General features: G+C 44.3%; 17 protein-coding genes and 1 riboswitch. Of the genes, 3 read left to right on the plus strand and 14 right to left on the minus strand.

The window, feature by feature from the left end:
• The first annotated feature begins 5 nt into the window (after positions 1 to 5).
• Positions 6 to 470, plus strand: coding sequence for a type III toxin-antitoxin system TenpIN family toxin (gene tenpIN, locus G344_RS0108525; RefSeq protein ID WP_028255829.1), 465 nt, complete (start codon positions 6 to 8; stop codon positions 468 to 470).
• A gap of 69 nt (positions 471 to 539) precedes the next feature.
• Here the strand turns inward: tenpIN and lexA are convergent, their stop codons facing one another.
• A complete protein-coding gene (lexA, locus tag G344_RS0108530; protein ID WP_028255830.1) occupies positions 540 to 1,226 on the minus strand; it encodes a transcriptional repressor LexA in 687 nt (228 codons plus the stop codon).
• 226 nt (positions 1,227 to 1,452) lie between these two features.
• On the opposite strand from lexA, the gene G344_RS0108535 reads away from it, so the two are divergent.
• A complete protein-coding gene (locus tag G344_RS0108535; RefSeq protein ID WP_028255831.1) occupies positions 1,453 to 1,782 on the plus strand; it encodes a LysM peptidoglycan-binding domain-containing protein in 330 nt (109 codons plus the stop codon).
• A 75-nt stretch (positions 1,783 to 1,857) separates the two neighbouring features.
• Here G344_RS0108535 and G344_RS0108540 read toward each other — a convergent pair whose 3' ends face one another.
• The 13 genes from G344_RS0108540 to G344_RS0108600 form a co-directional block, all read right to left on the minus strand.
• Positions 1,858 to 2,853, minus strand: a complete 996-nt coding sequence (locus tag G344_RS0108540; protein ID WP_028255832.1) for a site-specific integrase — start codon at positions 2,851 to 2,853, stop codon at positions 1,858 to 1,860.
• Positions 2,854 to 3,207: 354 nt separating this feature from the next.
• Positions 3,208 to 4,485 (minus strand): amidohydrolase, encoded by a 1,278-nt coding sequence (locus G344_RS0108545; protein WP_028255833.1) that lies wholly within the window; start codon positions 4,483 to 4,485, stop codon positions 3,208 to 3,210.
• 226 nt (positions 4,486 to 4,711) lie between these two features.
• Positions 4,712 to 5,956 (minus strand): adenosylhomocysteinase, encoded by a 1,245-nt coding sequence (locus tag G344_RS0108550; protein ID WP_028255834.1) that lies wholly within the window; start codon positions 5,954 to 5,956, stop codon positions 4,712 to 4,714.
• Complete coding sequence (gene mtnA, locus G344_RS0108555; protein WP_028255835.1) at positions 5,953 to 7,041, minus strand: S-methyl-5-thioribose-1-phosphate isomerase; 1,089 nt, start codon at positions 7,039 to 7,041, stop codon at positions 5,953 to 5,955. The genes G344_RS0108550 and mtnA overlap by 4 nt, the downstream gene beginning before the upstream one ends.
• 17 nt (positions 7,042 to 7,058) lie before the next feature.
• Complete coding sequence (mtnP, locus tag G344_RS0108560) at positions 7,059 to 7,853, minus strand: S-methyl-5'-thioadenosine phosphorylase (protein ID WP_028255836.1); 795 nt, start codon at positions 7,851 to 7,853, stop codon at positions 7,059 to 7,061.
• 107 nt (positions 7,854 to 7,960) lie between these two features.
• Entirely contained in the window at positions 7,961 to 8,827 is an 867-nt protein-coding gene (gene hslO, locus G344_RS0108565; RefSeq protein WP_028255837.1) for an Hsp33 family molecular chaperone HslO, read from the minus strand.
• Positions 8,828 to 8,830: 3 nt separating this feature from the next.
• Positions 8,831 to 9,292 carry a 6,7-dimethyl-8-ribityllumazine synthase gene (gene ribH / locus G344_RS0108570; RefSeq protein WP_028255838.1) on the minus strand — a complete coding sequence of 154 codons (462 nt, stop codon included), beginning with the start codon at positions 9,290 to 9,292 and terminating at the stop codon, positions 8,831 to 8,833.
• A 182-nt stretch (positions 9,293 to 9,474) separates the two neighbouring features.
• Entirely contained in the window at positions 9,475 to 10,680 is a 1,206-nt protein-coding gene (locus G344_RS0108575) for a bifunctional 3,4-dihydroxy-2-butanone-4-phosphate synthase/GTP cyclohydrolase II (RefSeq protein ID WP_028255839.1), read from the minus strand.
• Positions 10,681 to 10,695: 15 nt separating this feature from the next.
• Positions 10,696 to 11,370, minus strand: coding sequence for a riboflavin synthase (gene ribE, locus G344_RS0108580; RefSeq protein WP_028255840.1), 675 nt, complete (start codon positions 11,368 to 11,370; stop codon positions 10,696 to 10,698).
• On the minus strand, positions 11,351 to 12,505 hold the full coding sequence (ribD, locus tag G344_RS0108585) for a bifunctional diaminohydroxyphosphoribosylaminopyrimidine deaminase/5-amino-6-(5-phosphoribosylamino)uracil reductase RibD (protein WP_028255841.1): 1,155 nt from the start codon (positions 12,503 to 12,505) through the stop codon (positions 11,351 to 11,353). The genes ribE and ribD overlap by 20 nt, the downstream gene beginning before the upstream one ends.
• Before the next feature lie 100 nt (positions 12,506 to 12,605).
• Positions 12,606 to 12,737: riboswitch (FMN riboswitch) on the minus strand.
• Positions 12,738 to 12,921: 184 nt separating this feature from the next.
• Complete coding sequence (locus tag G344_RS0108590; protein ID WP_083963098.1) at positions 12,922 to 13,236, minus strand: oxidoreductase; 315 nt, start codon at positions 13,234 to 13,236, stop codon at positions 12,922 to 12,924.
• Positions 13,237 to 13,395: 159 nt separating this feature from the next.
• Positions 13,396 to 13,773, minus strand: a complete 378-nt coding sequence (locus G344_RS0108595; protein WP_028255843.1) for a MarR family winged helix-turn-helix transcriptional regulator — start codon at positions 13,771 to 13,773, stop codon at positions 13,396 to 13,398.
• A 239-nt stretch (positions 13,774 to 14,012) separates the two neighbouring features.
• The gene (locus G344_RS0108600) at positions 14,013 to 15,005 is read right to left on the minus strand and encodes a YeiH family protein (protein WP_038155302.1); all 993 of its coding nucleotides are present in this window, start codon (positions 15,003 to 15,005) and stop codon (positions 14,013 to 14,015) included.
• 258 nt (positions 15,006 to 15,263) lie between these two features.
• On the opposite strand from G344_RS0108600, the gene G344_RS0108605 reads away from it, so the two are divergent.
• The gene (locus G344_RS0108605; protein WP_028255845.1) at positions 15,264 to 16,145 is read left to right on the plus strand and encodes a LysR family transcriptional regulator; all 882 of its coding nucleotides are present in this window, start codon (positions 15,264 to 15,266) and stop codon (positions 16,143 to 16,145) included.
• Positions 16,146 to 16,178 lie beyond the last annotated feature (33 nt).

Raw genomic sequence — 16,178 nt, forward strand, 5'->3', positions numbered from 1 at the left:
AAGCCATGAATATTGAATATAAGATAGTAACTTTAACAGAAAAGTTCTATTTAGATTATCCTAGTGATAACTATCCTGAAATATTAGAAAAGTCAAAAAGGGCATATAATTGTTTGATGTTAGAATTAAACGATTATTACATATGCATCCCTTATAGATCGGAAATGAGACATAAACAAGGATATAAATTTACAAAATCAAAACGTTCTATAAAAAGTCAATCAGGACTTGATTATACAAAAATAGTTATTGTTAAGAATATAGAGTATCTGTCAAAGCTAAATGCTGTAATTGATGCTGATGAGTTTAAAGAAACTGTAGAAAATATTGGTAAGATAGCCAGAGGGGCCAACAGATTTATTACCGACTATATAAAAATAGTGAGAAACAATGTGGATGATAAGGGGCTACCTAAAAGATTTAGATTTTCTACACTACAATACTTTCACAAAGAACTTTCTATTCTATAAAAATAAATGTTCGGTTAAGACTCTTAGTGATTAACCGAACATTTATTTTATTCTATCATTGTTTTATTGTTAGATGTGATCGCGGATAAGACCGATAACTTTTCCTTCGATAATACATTCTTTGGTGATTATCGGTTCAAAATCTTCATTCTCCGGCTGCAGACGGATGTAATCTCTTTCACGGTAAAACCGTTTTACCGTTGCTTCGTCATCAATACGCGCTACTACGATATCTCCGTTATTGGCAGTAGACTGATTGCGAACAATGAGCAAATCCCCTTCGAACATGCCTACATTCCGCATGGATTCTCCTTGCACACGCAGCAAGAAGCATTCCGAATTGCCAATTAACGAAGCAGGCAAGGGAAGAACGGCTTCTTGATTTTGAATAGCCGTTACCGGAGTACCGGCCTGAACGACACCGATAAGCGGTACATTTCGAAGCTGGCCACTGCGAAATTCATAGGGGTCGGACGATGTCACTTCATCATCCTTGGATATTTCCAGTTGCTTCGGCGTCGAAGACGGCATCATGCCTACAATAGTAATAGAGCGATTCTTATTGCGATCGCGTTTAATGTAGCCGAATCGTTCCAATGTATCTAAATGGCTCTGCACCGTAGAGGTAGAGCTGACACCGATATAATCACAAATTTCACGAACGCTGGGGCAGCGGAATTGAGTAAGCTGACATTCCTTGATAAAGTCTAAAATAACCTTTTGTTTTGTATTAATATCCGTAGCCGGTCGTCTCATGGGGATTCCTCACAATCTAAAAAAAACTACTTATTACTGTATACCAATCAATCACAATACATATGTTATATATATCTTATTATTTATTATAAAGCGCACCCCGTAGCAATGTCAAATGATTGTTCGAACAAAACTATTGACCGAACATTTATTCTTGTGCTATACTAAGCACGTAAACAAACATACATACGTTGAATATGTTCGAAATATAATGGGGTGATTTCTCATGAGACGTAATTTATTAGCAATAAAGAGAGATATGACAGTTGTATTAGGGATGTGTTTACTTATGTTGGCGGGATACTTTGTTATTCCCGGCACGCCTACACTGGATACGACCAATACGCAGCAGATTACCGTACAGCGAGGTGATACGCTTTGGAGTATTGCTCAACGAGTAACGCATGATACGATGGACATTCGTCATTATGTATATACGGTAAAGCAATTAAATAATTTAGCTAATGAAGGTGATTTACAACCGGGTATGGTTCTTCAAGTGCCTAAGTTATCCAATCATTCCGACAAAGGCTCTACGTATATGGCTCAAAACTGACGAGAGCACATAACTTTATATAAAAAACAGCGCGATTTCCACGATGACCGGAGACGCGCTGTTTTTTGTTTTATGTTACCGTTTACTGAAAATCGAGCTGATCGGATTGTCTACAAATTTATTGGCTTCGTTGATATAGCGGCGAACCATGGCCACGCTGTGATGGCGGGTTTGACGCATAATGTTACGTTCTTCCACGCCAAAGGCGGCAGCCGTAGTGGCAAAGCCGTGACGCAAGCTATGCGCACCGTACATATCCGGGTTAAGACCGATAGCGGCCACATATTTTTTTACAATCTCCGCAATACTTTTATCGCTGATTGCCGTCTTACGCAGGGTCATTGTCTTCGTAAAACCTCTAAAAATAGGGCCTTCTTTAATACCGGAATACCTAAGCCATACCTTGAGGGCCCTTACAGCGCAAAATTCGGAATTTTCCACATAGGGGATAGCCACAACGGCACCTTGACCTTCTTGGTCAGCTTTAGATGCCTTTACAAAGATTTCAACACCTTGCGGTGAGAAATGAAGGGTTTCTACGGTAATCTTGCTCAGTTCGCTGCGGCGAAAGGCCCCCATAAAGCCGATTAATAGGATGGCTTTATCGCGAAGCAGTTGGATTTCGGACAGGCCCAGCTTCGGCATTTCTTCGAAGATATCTTCCAGATCTTCCAGGAGAATGGGTGTCTTACCTTGTTGATAGGTGCCTTTAAGGCGGCGAATCCCGCGAAGTGCTTGTTTAACCAAGATGGAGGCACAAGGGTTTTCGGCTATACCGGAGGCATTAAAATTTTCGGAAATAGCGCTGATGCGACGGGAAATCGTATTGGCTTTGGCGTAATCGGCCAAATCGTTGATATAGTTGACAATAGTTTCGGGAATCGCCGGAAAGGCCGTAACATGATGAAAATTACACCAGTCAACAAAATCGTTCCAATCGGATTCGTACGCATCAATGGTATTTTCCGCTTTGGATAATAAAATACTTTGCTTTGCTTTGGCGGTAAGCTTTGAACTGGCGGCCAAGCTGTTGTGATCGCGTAAATAAAAATGTTTGGATGCATCAGTCATAGGAGAACCTCGTCAATTAATTTCTGTAAACGATTGCGTAATGTAATACATGCGTGTTAATTCGTATGTACATATAATAACTTGGCTAACTGCCAAATTTTATACAAAAAATTACTTCCGATAATATATCGTTATCGGAAGTAATTATAGCATATTCGGGAGAACCCGTCTATACGGTATATAATTTTATATGTGTTATCACGCATACATTACAGCTAATCGCAGTAATCTACACTGCTATCTCGGCAGCTACCAATTCTATGCTGATACATAATCAAGGTCGATGTCTTTATTGGCCAAGACCGGTTTAATTAGCAAATGATCGGCAAATACATTTGATCTAGCAAATATGTTTTAGTTTGCGAACACACTATGAATCTTGGTAATTTCCGCACGTAATCGTTCTTCGTCGATTGTAAGCAATTCACGATGCTTCATAAGAACTTTGCCGGCTACAACTACGGTATCGGCGTCGGACGAATTGGCTGCGTATACTAATGACGCTACATCGTTGTAACGTGGCATCCAATGCATGCCGGTTGTATTATACAATACAATATCTGCCCGCTGTCCGGATTTTAATACCCCTAAGTCGTCATAACCGAGTACGCGCGCGCCTTCAATGGTACCCATGTTCCAAGCTGTCTGTGCCGGAATGGCTTTGGGATCATAGAGTCGAGCTTTATGCAGTGTCGCAGCCAAACGTACTTCTTCCAGCATGTCCGCATTGTTGTTGCTGGCGGATCCATCCGTACCGAGACCTACTGTAATGCCTTTGGCAAGCATTTCCGGTACCGGCGCAATACCACTGGCCAGTTTAAGATTAGATTGCGGATTATGGGCCACCCGAACATTTTTTTCTCGCATAATGTCCATATCTTCATCGGTTACATGTACGCAATGAGCAGCCACACAACCGCGATCGAACAAGCCTAAGTCATTCATGTGTGCAATCGGTGTTTTACCGGTTTGCTTAATCACATTTTCTACTTCACCCTTCGTTTCAGACAAATGCATATGAATTTCCGCACCGATGTCTTCGCTTAACGCAATGACACGGCGAATATAGTCGTCGGGACATGTATAGGGAGCGTGTGGTCCCAGCATTACCTTAATGCGATTATCGTCATAGCCGTTCCACGTCGTAAATAACTCCTTGTTCTCTATCAAGGCTTTATCTGCCGTCGGTGCTACTCCGGCAAGACCACGGGATAATACGGCACGAATACCTGTTTCTTGTACAGCCTTAGCAGTTTGTTCCATAAAGAAATACATATCGCTAAAGCAGGTAGTACCGCTGCGAAGCATTTCGGCAATGCCCAGCTGTGTCCCCCAGTATACGATATCGTCGGTCAGCTTGGCTTCGGCCGGCCAGATGGCATGTTCCAACCAGTCCATTAATTCCAAATCATCGGCGTAATTACGCAACAATCCCATGGCGATATGCGTATGCGTATTTACGAGGCCCGGTGCAGCCAGCATGCCTTTGCCGTCAATTGTTTCTTTGGCGGCTTCCTTCGGTGCTTCCGTTGAAATTTCGGCAATGTGTCCGCCATTAACCGAAATGTAGGCATCGCGTATAACCGTATCATCGGAGAGTACGTCTACATGTTGTATTACTAAATCTATCATTGATACATCCTTTATCTTCTTCGTTTATTGGTTATCTGCCTAATAGTAACCGTTGAAAAATAATTACTGAATTGAAATACTCCGAAACACAGTATTACTACTGTTTCAGTAGTGTCAATTACAGGATTGCCTATTCACTGAAAAATGATTAGGTAATCGAAGTCAGGCAATTGTTTAGGTAATCGTAGTCAGGTAATTGATTAGTTAACCTTAGTCAAGCGATTGATTAGTTAACTTTAGTCAGGTAATCGATTTGTTCCTGTGTTAAATGATCCACTTCGTATCCCATGGATGCCAACTTAATTGCAGCCATGCGCGTATCCAATTCATGAGGCAACACATGAACATCATGTTCCATAGTCGTGCCGTGTTTCAGTAAGTATTCAGCAGCCAAGGCCTGCATAGCGAAGGACAGGTCCATGATTTCTGCAGGATGACCGTCGCCGGCAGCCAAGTTAACAAGGCGTCCTTCTGCCAATACGTACAAAGTGCGTCCGTCGGCCATGCTGTAGCCTTCAATGTTTTTGCGTACATTTTTATGGCTCTTCGCTACTTCGGCCAATTCTTTCGTGTTTACTTCGCAATCGAAGTGGCCCGCATTACACATGATAGCTTTATCCTTCATCACATCAAAGTGTTGACGGCGGATAACATCCTTGCAGCCTGTTACGGTAATGAAGATATCGCCGATGCGTGCTGCTTCAATCATGGGTAACACTTTAAATCCGTCAAATACGGCTTCGATAGCTTTAATCGGATCTACTTCGGTGACATATACGTGAGCACCAAGTCCCTTAGCGCGCATAGCTACTCCTTTACCGCACCAGCCGTATCCGGCTACGACAACATTTTTACCCGTTACGGTAAGATTGGTTGTGCGCATAATACCATCCCATACGGATTGACCGGTACCGTAACGATTGTCAAAGAGATATTTGCAGTACGAATCGTTAACGGCAATCATCGGGAATGCCAATTTCTTTTCATTGGCCAATGCGTGTAAACGATGTACACCGGTTGTGGTTTCTTCGGAACCGCCGATCAAGCGTTCTCGTGCATCCTGACGCGTCGTATGCAGCAAATGAACCAAATCGCCGCCATCGTCAATAATGATGTGCGGCTTATGATCCAATGCTTTATTGAGGAACATGGTATATTCTTCATCCGTGCAATTATGCCATGCATAGACGGTAAGTCCCATATCAACCAAAGCAGCAGCTACATCATCCTGCGTGGACAGCGGATTGGAACCGGTTACGATTACATCGGCACCGGCTTTTTTTAGTACCGTAGCCAAGTAGGCTGTCTTTGCTTCTAAATGAACGCTGACTACCACAGTTTTGCCTTCAAAAATTTTGCTGGTTTTAAAGTCATCTACCAAGCTGTTCAGGGCAGGCATGAAATTAGACACCCATTCGATTTTTTTATGGCCTTCCGGAGCCAACGCAATATCTTTAATTAATGATTTCATCTCTCTTGAACCTCCTTGTGAAGTCTTGCAATAGACTTCGTATAATCAGGATATAACACACCGGCTTCGGTTATGATGGCGGACACGTACTCATGCGGTGTCACATCAAAGGCAGGATTGAGGACAGGCACGCCATCCGGTGCCGTTTGACATCCTTGAAAATGAGTAACCTCCCGAGAGTCTCGAATTTCGATAGGAATATCCTTGCCGGATGCCAGTGTAAAATCAAAGGTGCTGTACGGTGCTGCCACATAAAATGGAATGCCATGTGCTTTGGCCAGTACGGCTACGCCGTAGGTTCCGATTTTATTGGCCACATCCCCCTCTGTGGTAATGCGGTCGGCACCGACGATAACGGCATCGATAAGTCCTTGCTGCATCGCATAGGCAGCCATATTATCCGTAAGCAACGTAACAGGAATCCCATCTTGGTGTAATTCAAAGGTAGTAAGCCGTGCACCTTGTAACAACGGGCGGGTTTCATCGGCATAGACCATGCTTAGCTGACCGTTTGCATGTAATTCACGTATTACGCCTAACGCCGTACCGATGCCTGCGGTAGCTAATGCACCGGCATTACAATGTGTTAAAATACGCAATCCCCGGCGTCCTTCAAAAATACGCGCTCCCGCTTTGGCCATGGCACGATTCAAGGCCAGGTCTTCCTCGTTTATAGCAATGGCTTCCGCTTCAATGCGATCCAGACAATCAGCCAGGTATACAGCATGATTATCGGCGCCATCATTACCGTTGTTTTCTATGCAGGTGCGCACTAAGGTGCAAACGCGCTCTACCGCCCACGCCAAATTAATAGCGGTCGGACGAGTGGCCTTTAATGTATTCGCAAATTCGAAAAAGGCGGTAAACTGTTCGTCTCTATCCCCTTGGGCCGCTGCTTCGCGAGCAGCCAAAACCAAAGCGTATCCGGCAGCAACACCGATAGCCGGGGCGCCTCGAACACGAAGCATTTTGATGGCCTCCGCCACTTGTCGCCAATCGGTGCAATGTATGTATTCTTCACTGACGGGCAACTTTGTTTGATCTAGTAAAATCAAAGCTTGTCCGTTCCATTCAATACTATTCATAACAGGCTGTTCAACTCCTATAAGGTAAATCCGCCGTATTCGGCCAAGCGATGATGACAACTGCAGTCCGCATTGGGATCTAAGCGATCGATAGTTTTAAGAATGAGTGCTTTAAAGCTATCGGATAATTGTTTCATCACTTCCGTTACCTCGTGATGAGTTAACGCTGTTTCGGAAATACCCGCAGCAAAGTTGGTAACCATGGAAATCGTAGCGTAGGCAATTTCAGCTTCCCCTGCTAAAGTAACTTCCGGCACATTTGTCATACCTACCGTATCGCCACCGAGCATGTGGAACATCTTAATTTCTGCCGGCGTTTCAAAACGCGGACCTTCGGTGCATACATAGGTGCCGCCGTTATGCACGTTCAGTCCCAATTCCTTAGCCGCTGCTTCGATGTGACCGCGCAATTCCGGACAGTACGGTTCCGTCACATCAAGATGAACAACGCCCTTCTTTCCACCATCATAGAAGGTGTTGACCCGCGATTTGGTAAAATCCAAAAATTGATCGGTTAATACAAAATGCCCCGGTTTGAATTCCGGATTTAAGGAGCCTACGGCTGTCGTAGAAATAATCATGGTTACGCCTAATTTTTTAAGGCCCCAAATATTCGCGCGATAATTAATCAAATGCGGCGGAATGGAATGCTTGCTGCCATGGCGTGCCATAAAAATAACCGGCTTGCCATGATAGCTTCCCTGTGTATATGTAATTTCCCCATAGGGAGTCATCAATTGCTTTTCTTCAATCGATTCTAACATGGACGGATCGTATACGCCGGTCCCTCCAATAATGGCAATGATTCCCATACTATCACCTCGAGTTACATAAAATAAAAAAACTCACTACCCTCTTATTATAACAGGCAGTGAGTTTTAATCAAGGCACAGTCGGCATATTGACGACTGTCATTAATTTATTTCATATCAAAGAGCGAGGCTAACTCGTCACGGCTGAAGTGATAGGCATTATTACAATAATGACATACCAGCTCCGTCGTTTCATCCTCTAACAAATCTCGTTTATCCGTATCGGATAATGTCATAAGAACCTGTTCGAATCGCTCGCGACTGCAGGTACATTGAAAACGCACCGGCGCATTATATACTTCTTGCACCGTCAATCCGTCAAGGACGTGTTCCACCAAACCTTCCCCGTCCGGATGTTCGGATAAGTAGGTCGTAATAGGACCTAAGGCATTAATGTTGGCTTCTACCTTAGCCAATGCTTCATCGGTGGCATCCGGCAAGGCTTGTACGAGGAAGCCGCCGGCTACACTGACGGTGTTGTCCGTTCCGACTAATACGCCAAGGCTGATGGTAGCCGGAATCTGTTCGGAAATATAGAGATAATACGCCAAGTCCTCAGCGACTTCGCCGCTTTGCAAGGGACTTTGCGATGTGTAATCTTGACGAAGCTTGGTAAAGCGCGTTACCTGCACTTCGCCGTTATGACCGACAGCAACGCCTACATCAAGCTTGCCGGCACGCTTTAGTGGAATATCCACATGCGGATGATCGACATAGCCGCGTACCGTAGCATCGCTGAATGCATCAACATGGACAACGCCTAGCGGCCCGTCACCTTTTAAGCGAATACTTACATTCTCTTCATTTTTAAAATCACCGGCCATCAGCAAGGCACCGGTCATGGTACGACCTAATGCAGCCGTAGCCACCGGCCACAAATCATGACGATGACGCGCTTCTTCTACGGTGGCTGTTGTAACAGCTACCGCCATGCGTACGCCTTCGCGTGTCGTATACCGTTTAATATAATCCATATATTACTGTAATTCCTCCAATAAGTTAATCATTTCAATAGCACCCATAGCGCAGTCAAAGCCCTTATTGCCTGCTTTCGTACCGGCGCGTTCGATAGCCTGTTCGATATTTTCCGTCGTCAAGATACCGAACATAACCGGCACTTCGGTTTCCAAGCTAATATGGGCAATGCCCTTGGATACTTCGTTACATACATAATCATAATGCGAGGTAGCACCGCGAATAACGGCACCTACACAAATTACCGCATCGAACTTACCGCTTTTAGCTGCCTTTTTAGCAATTAACGGAATTTCAAATGCGCCGGGCACCCAAATCGTAGTGATGTCTTCATCTTTCACATCGTGACGAATCAGCGCATCTTTGGCAGCGGCAATTAATTTACTGGTAATAAATTCGTTAAAACGAGAACCTACGATAGCAAAACGTTTTCCTGTTCCGACTAAATGACCTTCTTTAACCATGAGTATGGCCTCCTTATATTTCTTGCGTGGTGTACACAATATATAACCTATTATATAGTATAGAGACATATATGTTGTTTCTATATATTTAAAACTAACATGTTGTTCGTATATATTAGAAACGAATCAGTTGTTCGTATGTTGCGCTGACATACAGAGCCGTGCGACGAAGCGATGCGTCGTTAGATTTGATCGAAGAGATGACCCATCTTTTCTTTTTTCGTACGCAAATACGCAGCATTAACACTGTTGGCTTTGACAATAACTGGTACGCGCTTATCCACCTGAATACCCCAATGTTCGAGGTTTTCTTTTTTCGACGGATTATTGGTAAGTAACTTAATACTCTTAATACCGAGGTAGCGGATAATTTGTGCTGCCAAGGAGTATTCGCGCATATCTGCCGGGAATCCCAATTCCACATTAGCCTCTACCGTATCAAGGCCTTGTTCCTGCAACGCATAGGCTTTGATTTTATTGGTTAAACCAATGCCACGTCCTTCTTGACGCATGTATACCACAACACCGCGACCAGCTTTTTCGATAGTGGTCAGTGCATTAGCCAATTGTTCGCCACAATCACATCGTTTGGAACCAAATACATCACCGGTCAAACATTCGGAATGAACCCGTACTAATACGTCTTCCCCGTCTTTCACATCACCTTTGACAATGGCCAAGTGTTCCTTATGGTCCAAGTCGTTTTTGAACACGTAAATATGGAAGTCGCCGTACTTGGTAGGCATATTGGCATCGGCAGCCAATTTAATCAATGGTTCGTGAATTTTGCGATATTCGATTAAATCAGCTACGGAGGCCACCTTTAACCCATGTGTATCGGCAAAGGCCAACAAATCATCAAGGCGAGCCATGGATCCGTCATCCTTAGTGATTTCACAGATAACGGAGGCTTCCTTTAAACCGGCCAGACGGCATAAATCAATAGAGGCTTCCGTATGACCCTGGCGAACCAAGACGCCCCCTTCTTTGTAACGAAGCGGAAATACATGACCGGGACGACGGAAATCTTCCGGACGAGCATTATCGGCAATCAAGGTACGAATCGTCAAGGCTCGTTCGTACGGTGATACACCGGTAGTTGTCGTCACATGGTCTACCGTAACGGTAAAGGCCGTTTCATGATTATCGGTATTTTTTTCTACCATCTGGTCAATACCAAGTCGTTCCAAATCGGCGGCTAACATCGGGGTACATACGATACCGCGGGCTTCTTTTACCATGAAATTAATATTTTCCATGGTCGCAAATTCTGCGGCAATCACCAAATCGCCTTCGTTTTCGCGTTTTTCATCATCTACGATGATCACCGGTTTGCCAACCTTCATATCTTCCAATACTTCTTCAATTGTATTCAGCTTGTGTCCCATATGGATCACTCCTTTTTATATAAATCCGTTCTTTGCCAATAGTTCGCTGGTAATGCCACCGCTTTGTTTGCCTGTTGCCGGTACGGCAGTGTTCTCTGCCGGCGGCAATGTCATAAACTGCCGTATATAGCGCCCGAATATATCGGTCTCGATATTCACCTTTGTGCCCGGCTTAGCATGAGCCAGAATTGTTTCCTTAATCGTGTGCGGAATGATAGAAATCGTAAACTGTGTATCGCTTCGTCCGGCTACGGTTAAGCTGGCGCCGTCGATAGCCACCGATCCTTTATAGACAATGTATTCCATAACCTCCGGGGCCGCCTCGATGGTGAAGACCACTGCGTTGTCCTGTTTCTCTATGGTTCGTATCGTACCGATGCCGTCAACATGTCCGGCTACCACATGTCCACCGAAGCGTCCGCCTACGGCCATGGCCCGTTCCAAATTGACAGGACTACCCGGTTTTAAATCGGCCAGTGTTGTCATTCGTACGGATTCAGGCATTACATCTGCCGTAAAGCTATGCGCATCAAAGGTGGTTGCCGTCAGACAGACACCGTTGACCGCAATGGAGCAGCCGATTTCTATATCGGATAAAATTTTATGGCCCGAAATTGTAATGCGCAAGGATTGCGCACCGGCAACGATGCGTTCTATGCGACCGGTTTCTTCAATAATCCCTGTGAACATAGCGTCCCTTCCTTTCCGTGTAGTAGGATTCTACGCGCACATTTCCATCTAACAGGCACGCATCACAAATGGTAAGGGGCACTGCTTCGGCTAAGGTAGAAGCCCCTATGCCTCCGATGGCCGGTATGGCATCGCTTCCACCGATAAGCATGGCACCCATGTAGGTAATCAGCTTATCAAATAATCGTTGCTCCGTAAATGCGGCAATAACTTGGCTGCCTCCTTCAACGAGTAACGACTGATAGCCTTTTTCGCCAAGCATGTCCAACAAGGCGATTAGGGAAAGCTGCGCTGCGTTAGCCTCCGTCGATTCCGGCGCCGTGTCGTAAGGTAAGGTAACAATTTCGGCACCGGCCTTTTCTAATTCATAGCGATGGGACGGCGGGCAATCGGGACCGACCGCAATCAGCAAATGACGTTCCTTGTTACTAAACAAGGCAGCATCTATCGGTGTCCGGCCGTGGCTGTCCAACACGATAACATCCGGCTGAGCAAACTGCGCCGAGTCCGTTAACCGATGTGTCAAGGTTGGATTATCCGCCAAGACGGTACCGATGCCAACCAAGATGGCATCGTGATACTGTCGCAAGCGATGTCCGTCAGCCCTGGCAGATTCATTGGTAATCCATTGTGAATCGCCGGTACGTGTAGCAATTTTACCATCCACCGACATGGCCGACTTCAAGGTAACAAAGGGTCGACTCGTCAGCATGTACGTAATGAAAGCATCATTTAATGCTGCGCATTGCGTATCCAGTACACCTACCTCTACCTGAATACCTGCGTCGCGCAGCATAGCAATACCCTTACCGGCTACCAACGGATTAGGATCCACCATGCTGATTACAACGCGACTTATGCCGGAAGCAATTACCCGTTTGGCACAGGGCGGTGTTTTGCCGTAGTGTGCGCAAGGCTCTAAGGTTACATACAGCGTGGCGCCTACTGCGTTCTCACCGGCTTCGTCCAGAGCGTATACTTCTGCGTGAGGACCGCCTGCTTTATGATGATAGCCTTGTCCGACGATGACGCCGTGTTTTACCACGATGGCTCCTACCATAGGGTTGGGAGCGGTATGACCTTTAGCTTTTTTTGCTAAGGCTAAGGCAGTCGCCATATACTCTTCATCCGTCATGTTGCTCTCTCCTAACACTATACTAAAAAAGGACTACAGCATAGCCATAGTCCTTAAGATATCTTGAATATTACGGTCGCATCAAAACGACGCAATCAAACCGTGTCTTTTCCCATCCAGACTATACTGTCGGTCTCGGAATTCAACCGAGTCAACCCATCGCAGGGCTTGCGGACTTTACCGCCGGTCAGGAATTGAGGAAACCTCCTCGCACCTTGCCTCAAAGACTATCGTATGCAGTTACTGTTTTAAGAACAGCAAGCAATCACTGAATCAATAATTGCATGCACAATACGTTTTACAATTTGATTATACTAGCAATATACAAAAAAGGCAAATCGGGATTTATCTATTAAAAGCGCTTGCCCCGTTCGTAGGCTTCGTTGAATACCTTATAATTTTCAATGGTACCCAGCTCACGCGCTGCATGCCACAACCAATTCGGATTGGACAAGATGATAGCCCGGATAAATAGCATCCGGTGCTCGATTGATAACACCGCCGGAGGATACATCGATAAGTTCAATACCATCTTCTTTCATCCATTGTACGATAGTTACAAATTCATCCGTCGTAGTTCCCTCTTCGTCGTATTCGGCTCCGGAAATCCGTGCCCACACCGCACCGGTGAAGACGCTTTTCACCGCGCGAATCACTTCGCGGGCAATACGATATCTGTTTTCCAAAGAACCGCCATAATTATCGGTGCGTTTATTTACCAGCGGAGTGATAAACTGGTTAAGGTACTTTACTTAATTCTGCCATGATAAAAACTTCTTTTCTTTCATTACCCTATAATACACAAATCACACACTTTATTTGCTTGTGCATGCAAGTAAATAAGGAAAAAGAAAACTCTACTGCTTGTAGAGTTTCCCGGCCAATCCCCATTACAATAAATCTGCTTCGTAATTAGCCAGTACCTCATTTACTTTTTTTAGTGCTTCTTCTAATACATCCTGACCGACTTGTGTTAGTCGCACTTCAATGCCGCGCTTATCATCGGCGCAGGCAATGCGTTCTATAACGTGACAATTCGTTTCAAAACGCGATAGCAAACGTGAAGTGGCACTCAAGCTAAGGCCAATCTTTTGACTCAAATCAGATATGCGAAGTTCTTCGCTTTCCGATTTATGCAGAAAGTACAACGCATAGAATTCATTAACACTAATGCCGTGGCTTACTCCCCGTAAGGCTTCTTCCAAAGCTGCAGATATTTCACGCTCTTTATCGCGTAAAGATAACCATTGCTTAATGTAATTACTCACGCCACATACCTCCTTTATTAAATTTGCTTGCATAAACAACTACAACCGTAATATCTAAAACTTTCTATCTTGTCAAGACATAAAAAATATCTCGCCGATGAAAATATCTCGCTGATGAACATATCCTGCCGATAAAAATATTTTGCCGATAAAAATGCCTCGCCGAAGAATATTCCCGGTGCAACAAAATATATTGTTACAAACTCATTCGGAATATTTCCTGCGAGGCTGCGAATAGATTAAATTAATCCGATGCTATGTTGTACCAACAAGGACACGGAAGCAACGGCGAACCAACATACAAAGCCAAGCGCAATCGGCTTTACACCATTTTTCAATAGATGAATAAGATTAGTGTTCAAACCGATGGCAACCATAGCCATGATGATGAAGAACTTACCGGCCTGTCCGAGAAAGTGTGATACGGACGGAGCCAATATACCGGTGGTGTTAATGATAGAAGCGACTACGAACCAAAGAATAAACCACGGGAAGATTCGGCTAACCTTAAAGTTGCTGTCCCCTGCTCCACCGGCTTTTTTCTTGGACCAAATAACAATACCGGCGATAATCACACAAATCGGTACGATCATAAGCGCACGAGTTAATTTAACGATAGTTGCATAATCACCGGCCGCATTACTGTAGGAATAACCAGCAGCTACTACCGAGGACGTATCATTAATGGCTGTACCTGCCCACATACCAAAACCGGAATCACTCAGTCCCATCCAATGACCGAGGAACGGGAAGATAAATACGGCCAGTACATTGAATAAAAAGATAGTAGAAATGGAAAAGGCAATGTCCTTATCCTCTGCTTCGATAACCGGGGCTACCGCTGCAATGGCCGATCCGCCGCAAATTGCTGTACCTGCACCGACCAGTGTGGTCATCTTCAAGTCAAGACGAAGGAGACGTCCCACTACTAATGCTACTACGAAGGCGGTCAGTAAAGTAAAAATCATAACGCTGAAGGATGAAGCGCCGACGCTGATAACATTGTATAAATTCATTTCAAAGCCCAACAAAATAATCGAATATTGTAATACCTTTTTACCGGAATATTTAATACCCGGCTCAAATATGTCCGGCCGTTTAATACCTGCTAAAATCATACCTAACAAAATACCGAATACAGGACCGCCGATAATCGGAAAGGTTTTACCTAACCAATAGGCGGGAATGGCAATAAGTAATGCCAATATCATACCGCGAGCATATTTTCCCATAGACTCCACTCCTTATATACTAGTTACATAACAAATTTGTTTATTTCTTTTGATGCATCACTGAAAATTACAGGCTCATTGTACCATCTTAGTGAATGTACGTAAAATTGTATTGTATGATATAATCAATAGGTAATTACCTATCTTTATTTTTATATACATTTGATTTATCTATAAAATCATAGTTGTTGTATGGGAATAAATTAATGTACTACTCAGATTCCGGAAATATACACTACCAAGGAGATGTCACCTGTTATGACGTTACGCCACTTTACTATATTTTTAGCCGTTTGCGAAGAAATGAATATGACCAAGGCCGCTGCCAAATTACATATGACACAACCATCGGTCAGTCAGGCTATTCGCGAATTGGAAGACTACTATAATACGCCTTTATTCGAACGACTGGGACGCAAATTATATCTTAGCGAAAGCGGGAAACGACTACAGCCGTATGTCAGTCAAATACTCACTTTAAATCGATTTATTGATTCTATGATGCACGGTCATAATGAAAACTTTCCCATTCGCCTGGGTGCCAGTTTAACCATCGGTGAAACCTTACTGGTACAGGTAATGAAAGATATTACTAGGTTGGCTCCGCAGCAGGAAATCGTTTCGGAAATACATAATACGGACGAACTGCAGGCGATGTTGTTAAATGATACGTTAGACATTGCCTTGATCGAAGGACAAATCACAGCCCCTACCCTAGTGGCAGATCCCTTTATGATTGATGAATTAATATTGGTGGTTCCCCGTGCGTGGCAATCGATGGTGCCATCGACAATTACAACGGAAGAGCTTCCTTCCATTAAATTATTTCTCCGCGAAGAAGGCAGCGGTACCCGTAGCTTGTTCGAAGGTTTAATTAAAGAACGCCACATTCCTTTGCAAATCGTTGGCAACTATAACAACACGGCGTCACTCAAGCAAGCTGTCATTGCCGGTTTCGGCGGTACGGTTATATCTCGCCGTTTGGTTACCGAAGAGTTACAAGCGGGATTGATGACACACATCCCTATTACCGACTTATCACTGCAGCGTTTATTCAGCATTGTGTATCATAAAGATAAGTACATCAATAAAAGTTTGCAACGAGTGATTGACGTGGCCCATGCCTTGATTAATAAATAAACATGTAATGAAACTTTCTTATTCCATTGTATT

The sequence above is a fragment of the Veillonella magna DSM 19857 genome (genome assembly GCF_000428745.1).
In the GTDB taxonomy this organism is placed as follows: Bacteria; Bacillota; Negativicutes; order Veillonellales; family Veillonellaceae; genus Veillonella_A; species Veillonella_A magna.

Coding starts and splice junctions, on each gene's coding strand:
- tenpIN (WP_028255829.1), top strand. CDS start 6: ATGAATATTGAATATAAGATAGTAACTTTAACAGAAAAGTTCTATTTA.
- lexA (WP_028255830.1), bottom strand. CDS start 1,226: ATGAGACGACCGGCTACGGATATTAATACAAAACAAAAGGTTATTTTA.
- G344_RS0108535 (WP_028255831.1), top strand. CDS start 1,453: ATGAGACGTAATTTATTAGCAATAAAGAGAGATATGACAGTTGTATTA.
- G344_RS0108540 (WP_028255832.1), bottom strand. CDS start 2,853: ATGACTGATGCATCCAAACATTTTTATTTACGCGATCACAACAGCTTG.
- G344_RS0108545 (WP_028255833.1), bottom strand. CDS start 4,485: ATGATAGATTTAGTAATACAACATGTAGACGTACTCTCCGATGATACG.
- G344_RS0108550 (WP_028255834.1), bottom strand. CDS start 5,956: ATGAAATCATTAATTAAAGATATTGCGTTGGCTCCGGAAGGCCATAAA.
- mtnA (WP_028255835.1), bottom strand. CDS start 7,041: ATGAATAGTATTGAATGGAACGGACAAGCTTTGATTTTACTAGATCAA.
- mtnP (WP_028255836.1), bottom strand. CDS start 7,853: ATGGGAATCATTGCCATTATTGGAGGGACCGGCGTATACGATCCGTCC.
- hslO (WP_028255837.1), bottom strand. CDS start 8,827: ATGGATTATATTAAACGGTATACGACACGCGAAGGCGTACGCATGGCG.
- ribH (WP_028255838.1), bottom strand. CDS start 9,292: ATGGTTAAAGAAGGTCATTTAGTCGGAACAGGAAAACGTTTTGCTATC.
- G344_RS0108575 (WP_028255839.1), bottom strand. CDS start 10,680: ATGGGACACAAGCTGAATACAATTGAAGAAGTATTGGAAGATATGAAG.
- ribE (WP_028255840.1), bottom strand. CDS start 11,370: ATGTTCACAGGGATTATTGAAGAAACCGGTCGCATAGAACGCATCGTT.
- ribD (WP_028255841.1), bottom strand. CDS start 12,505: ATGACGGATGAAGAGTATATGGCGACTGCCTTAGCCTTAGCAAAAAAA.
- G344_RS0108600 (WP_038155302.1), bottom strand. CDS start 15,005: ATGGGAAAATATGCTCGCGGTATGATATTGGCATTACTTATTGCCATT.
- G344_RS0108605 (WP_028255845.1), top strand. CDS start 15,264: ATGACGTTACGCCACTTTACTATATTTTTAGCCGTTTGCGAAGAAATG.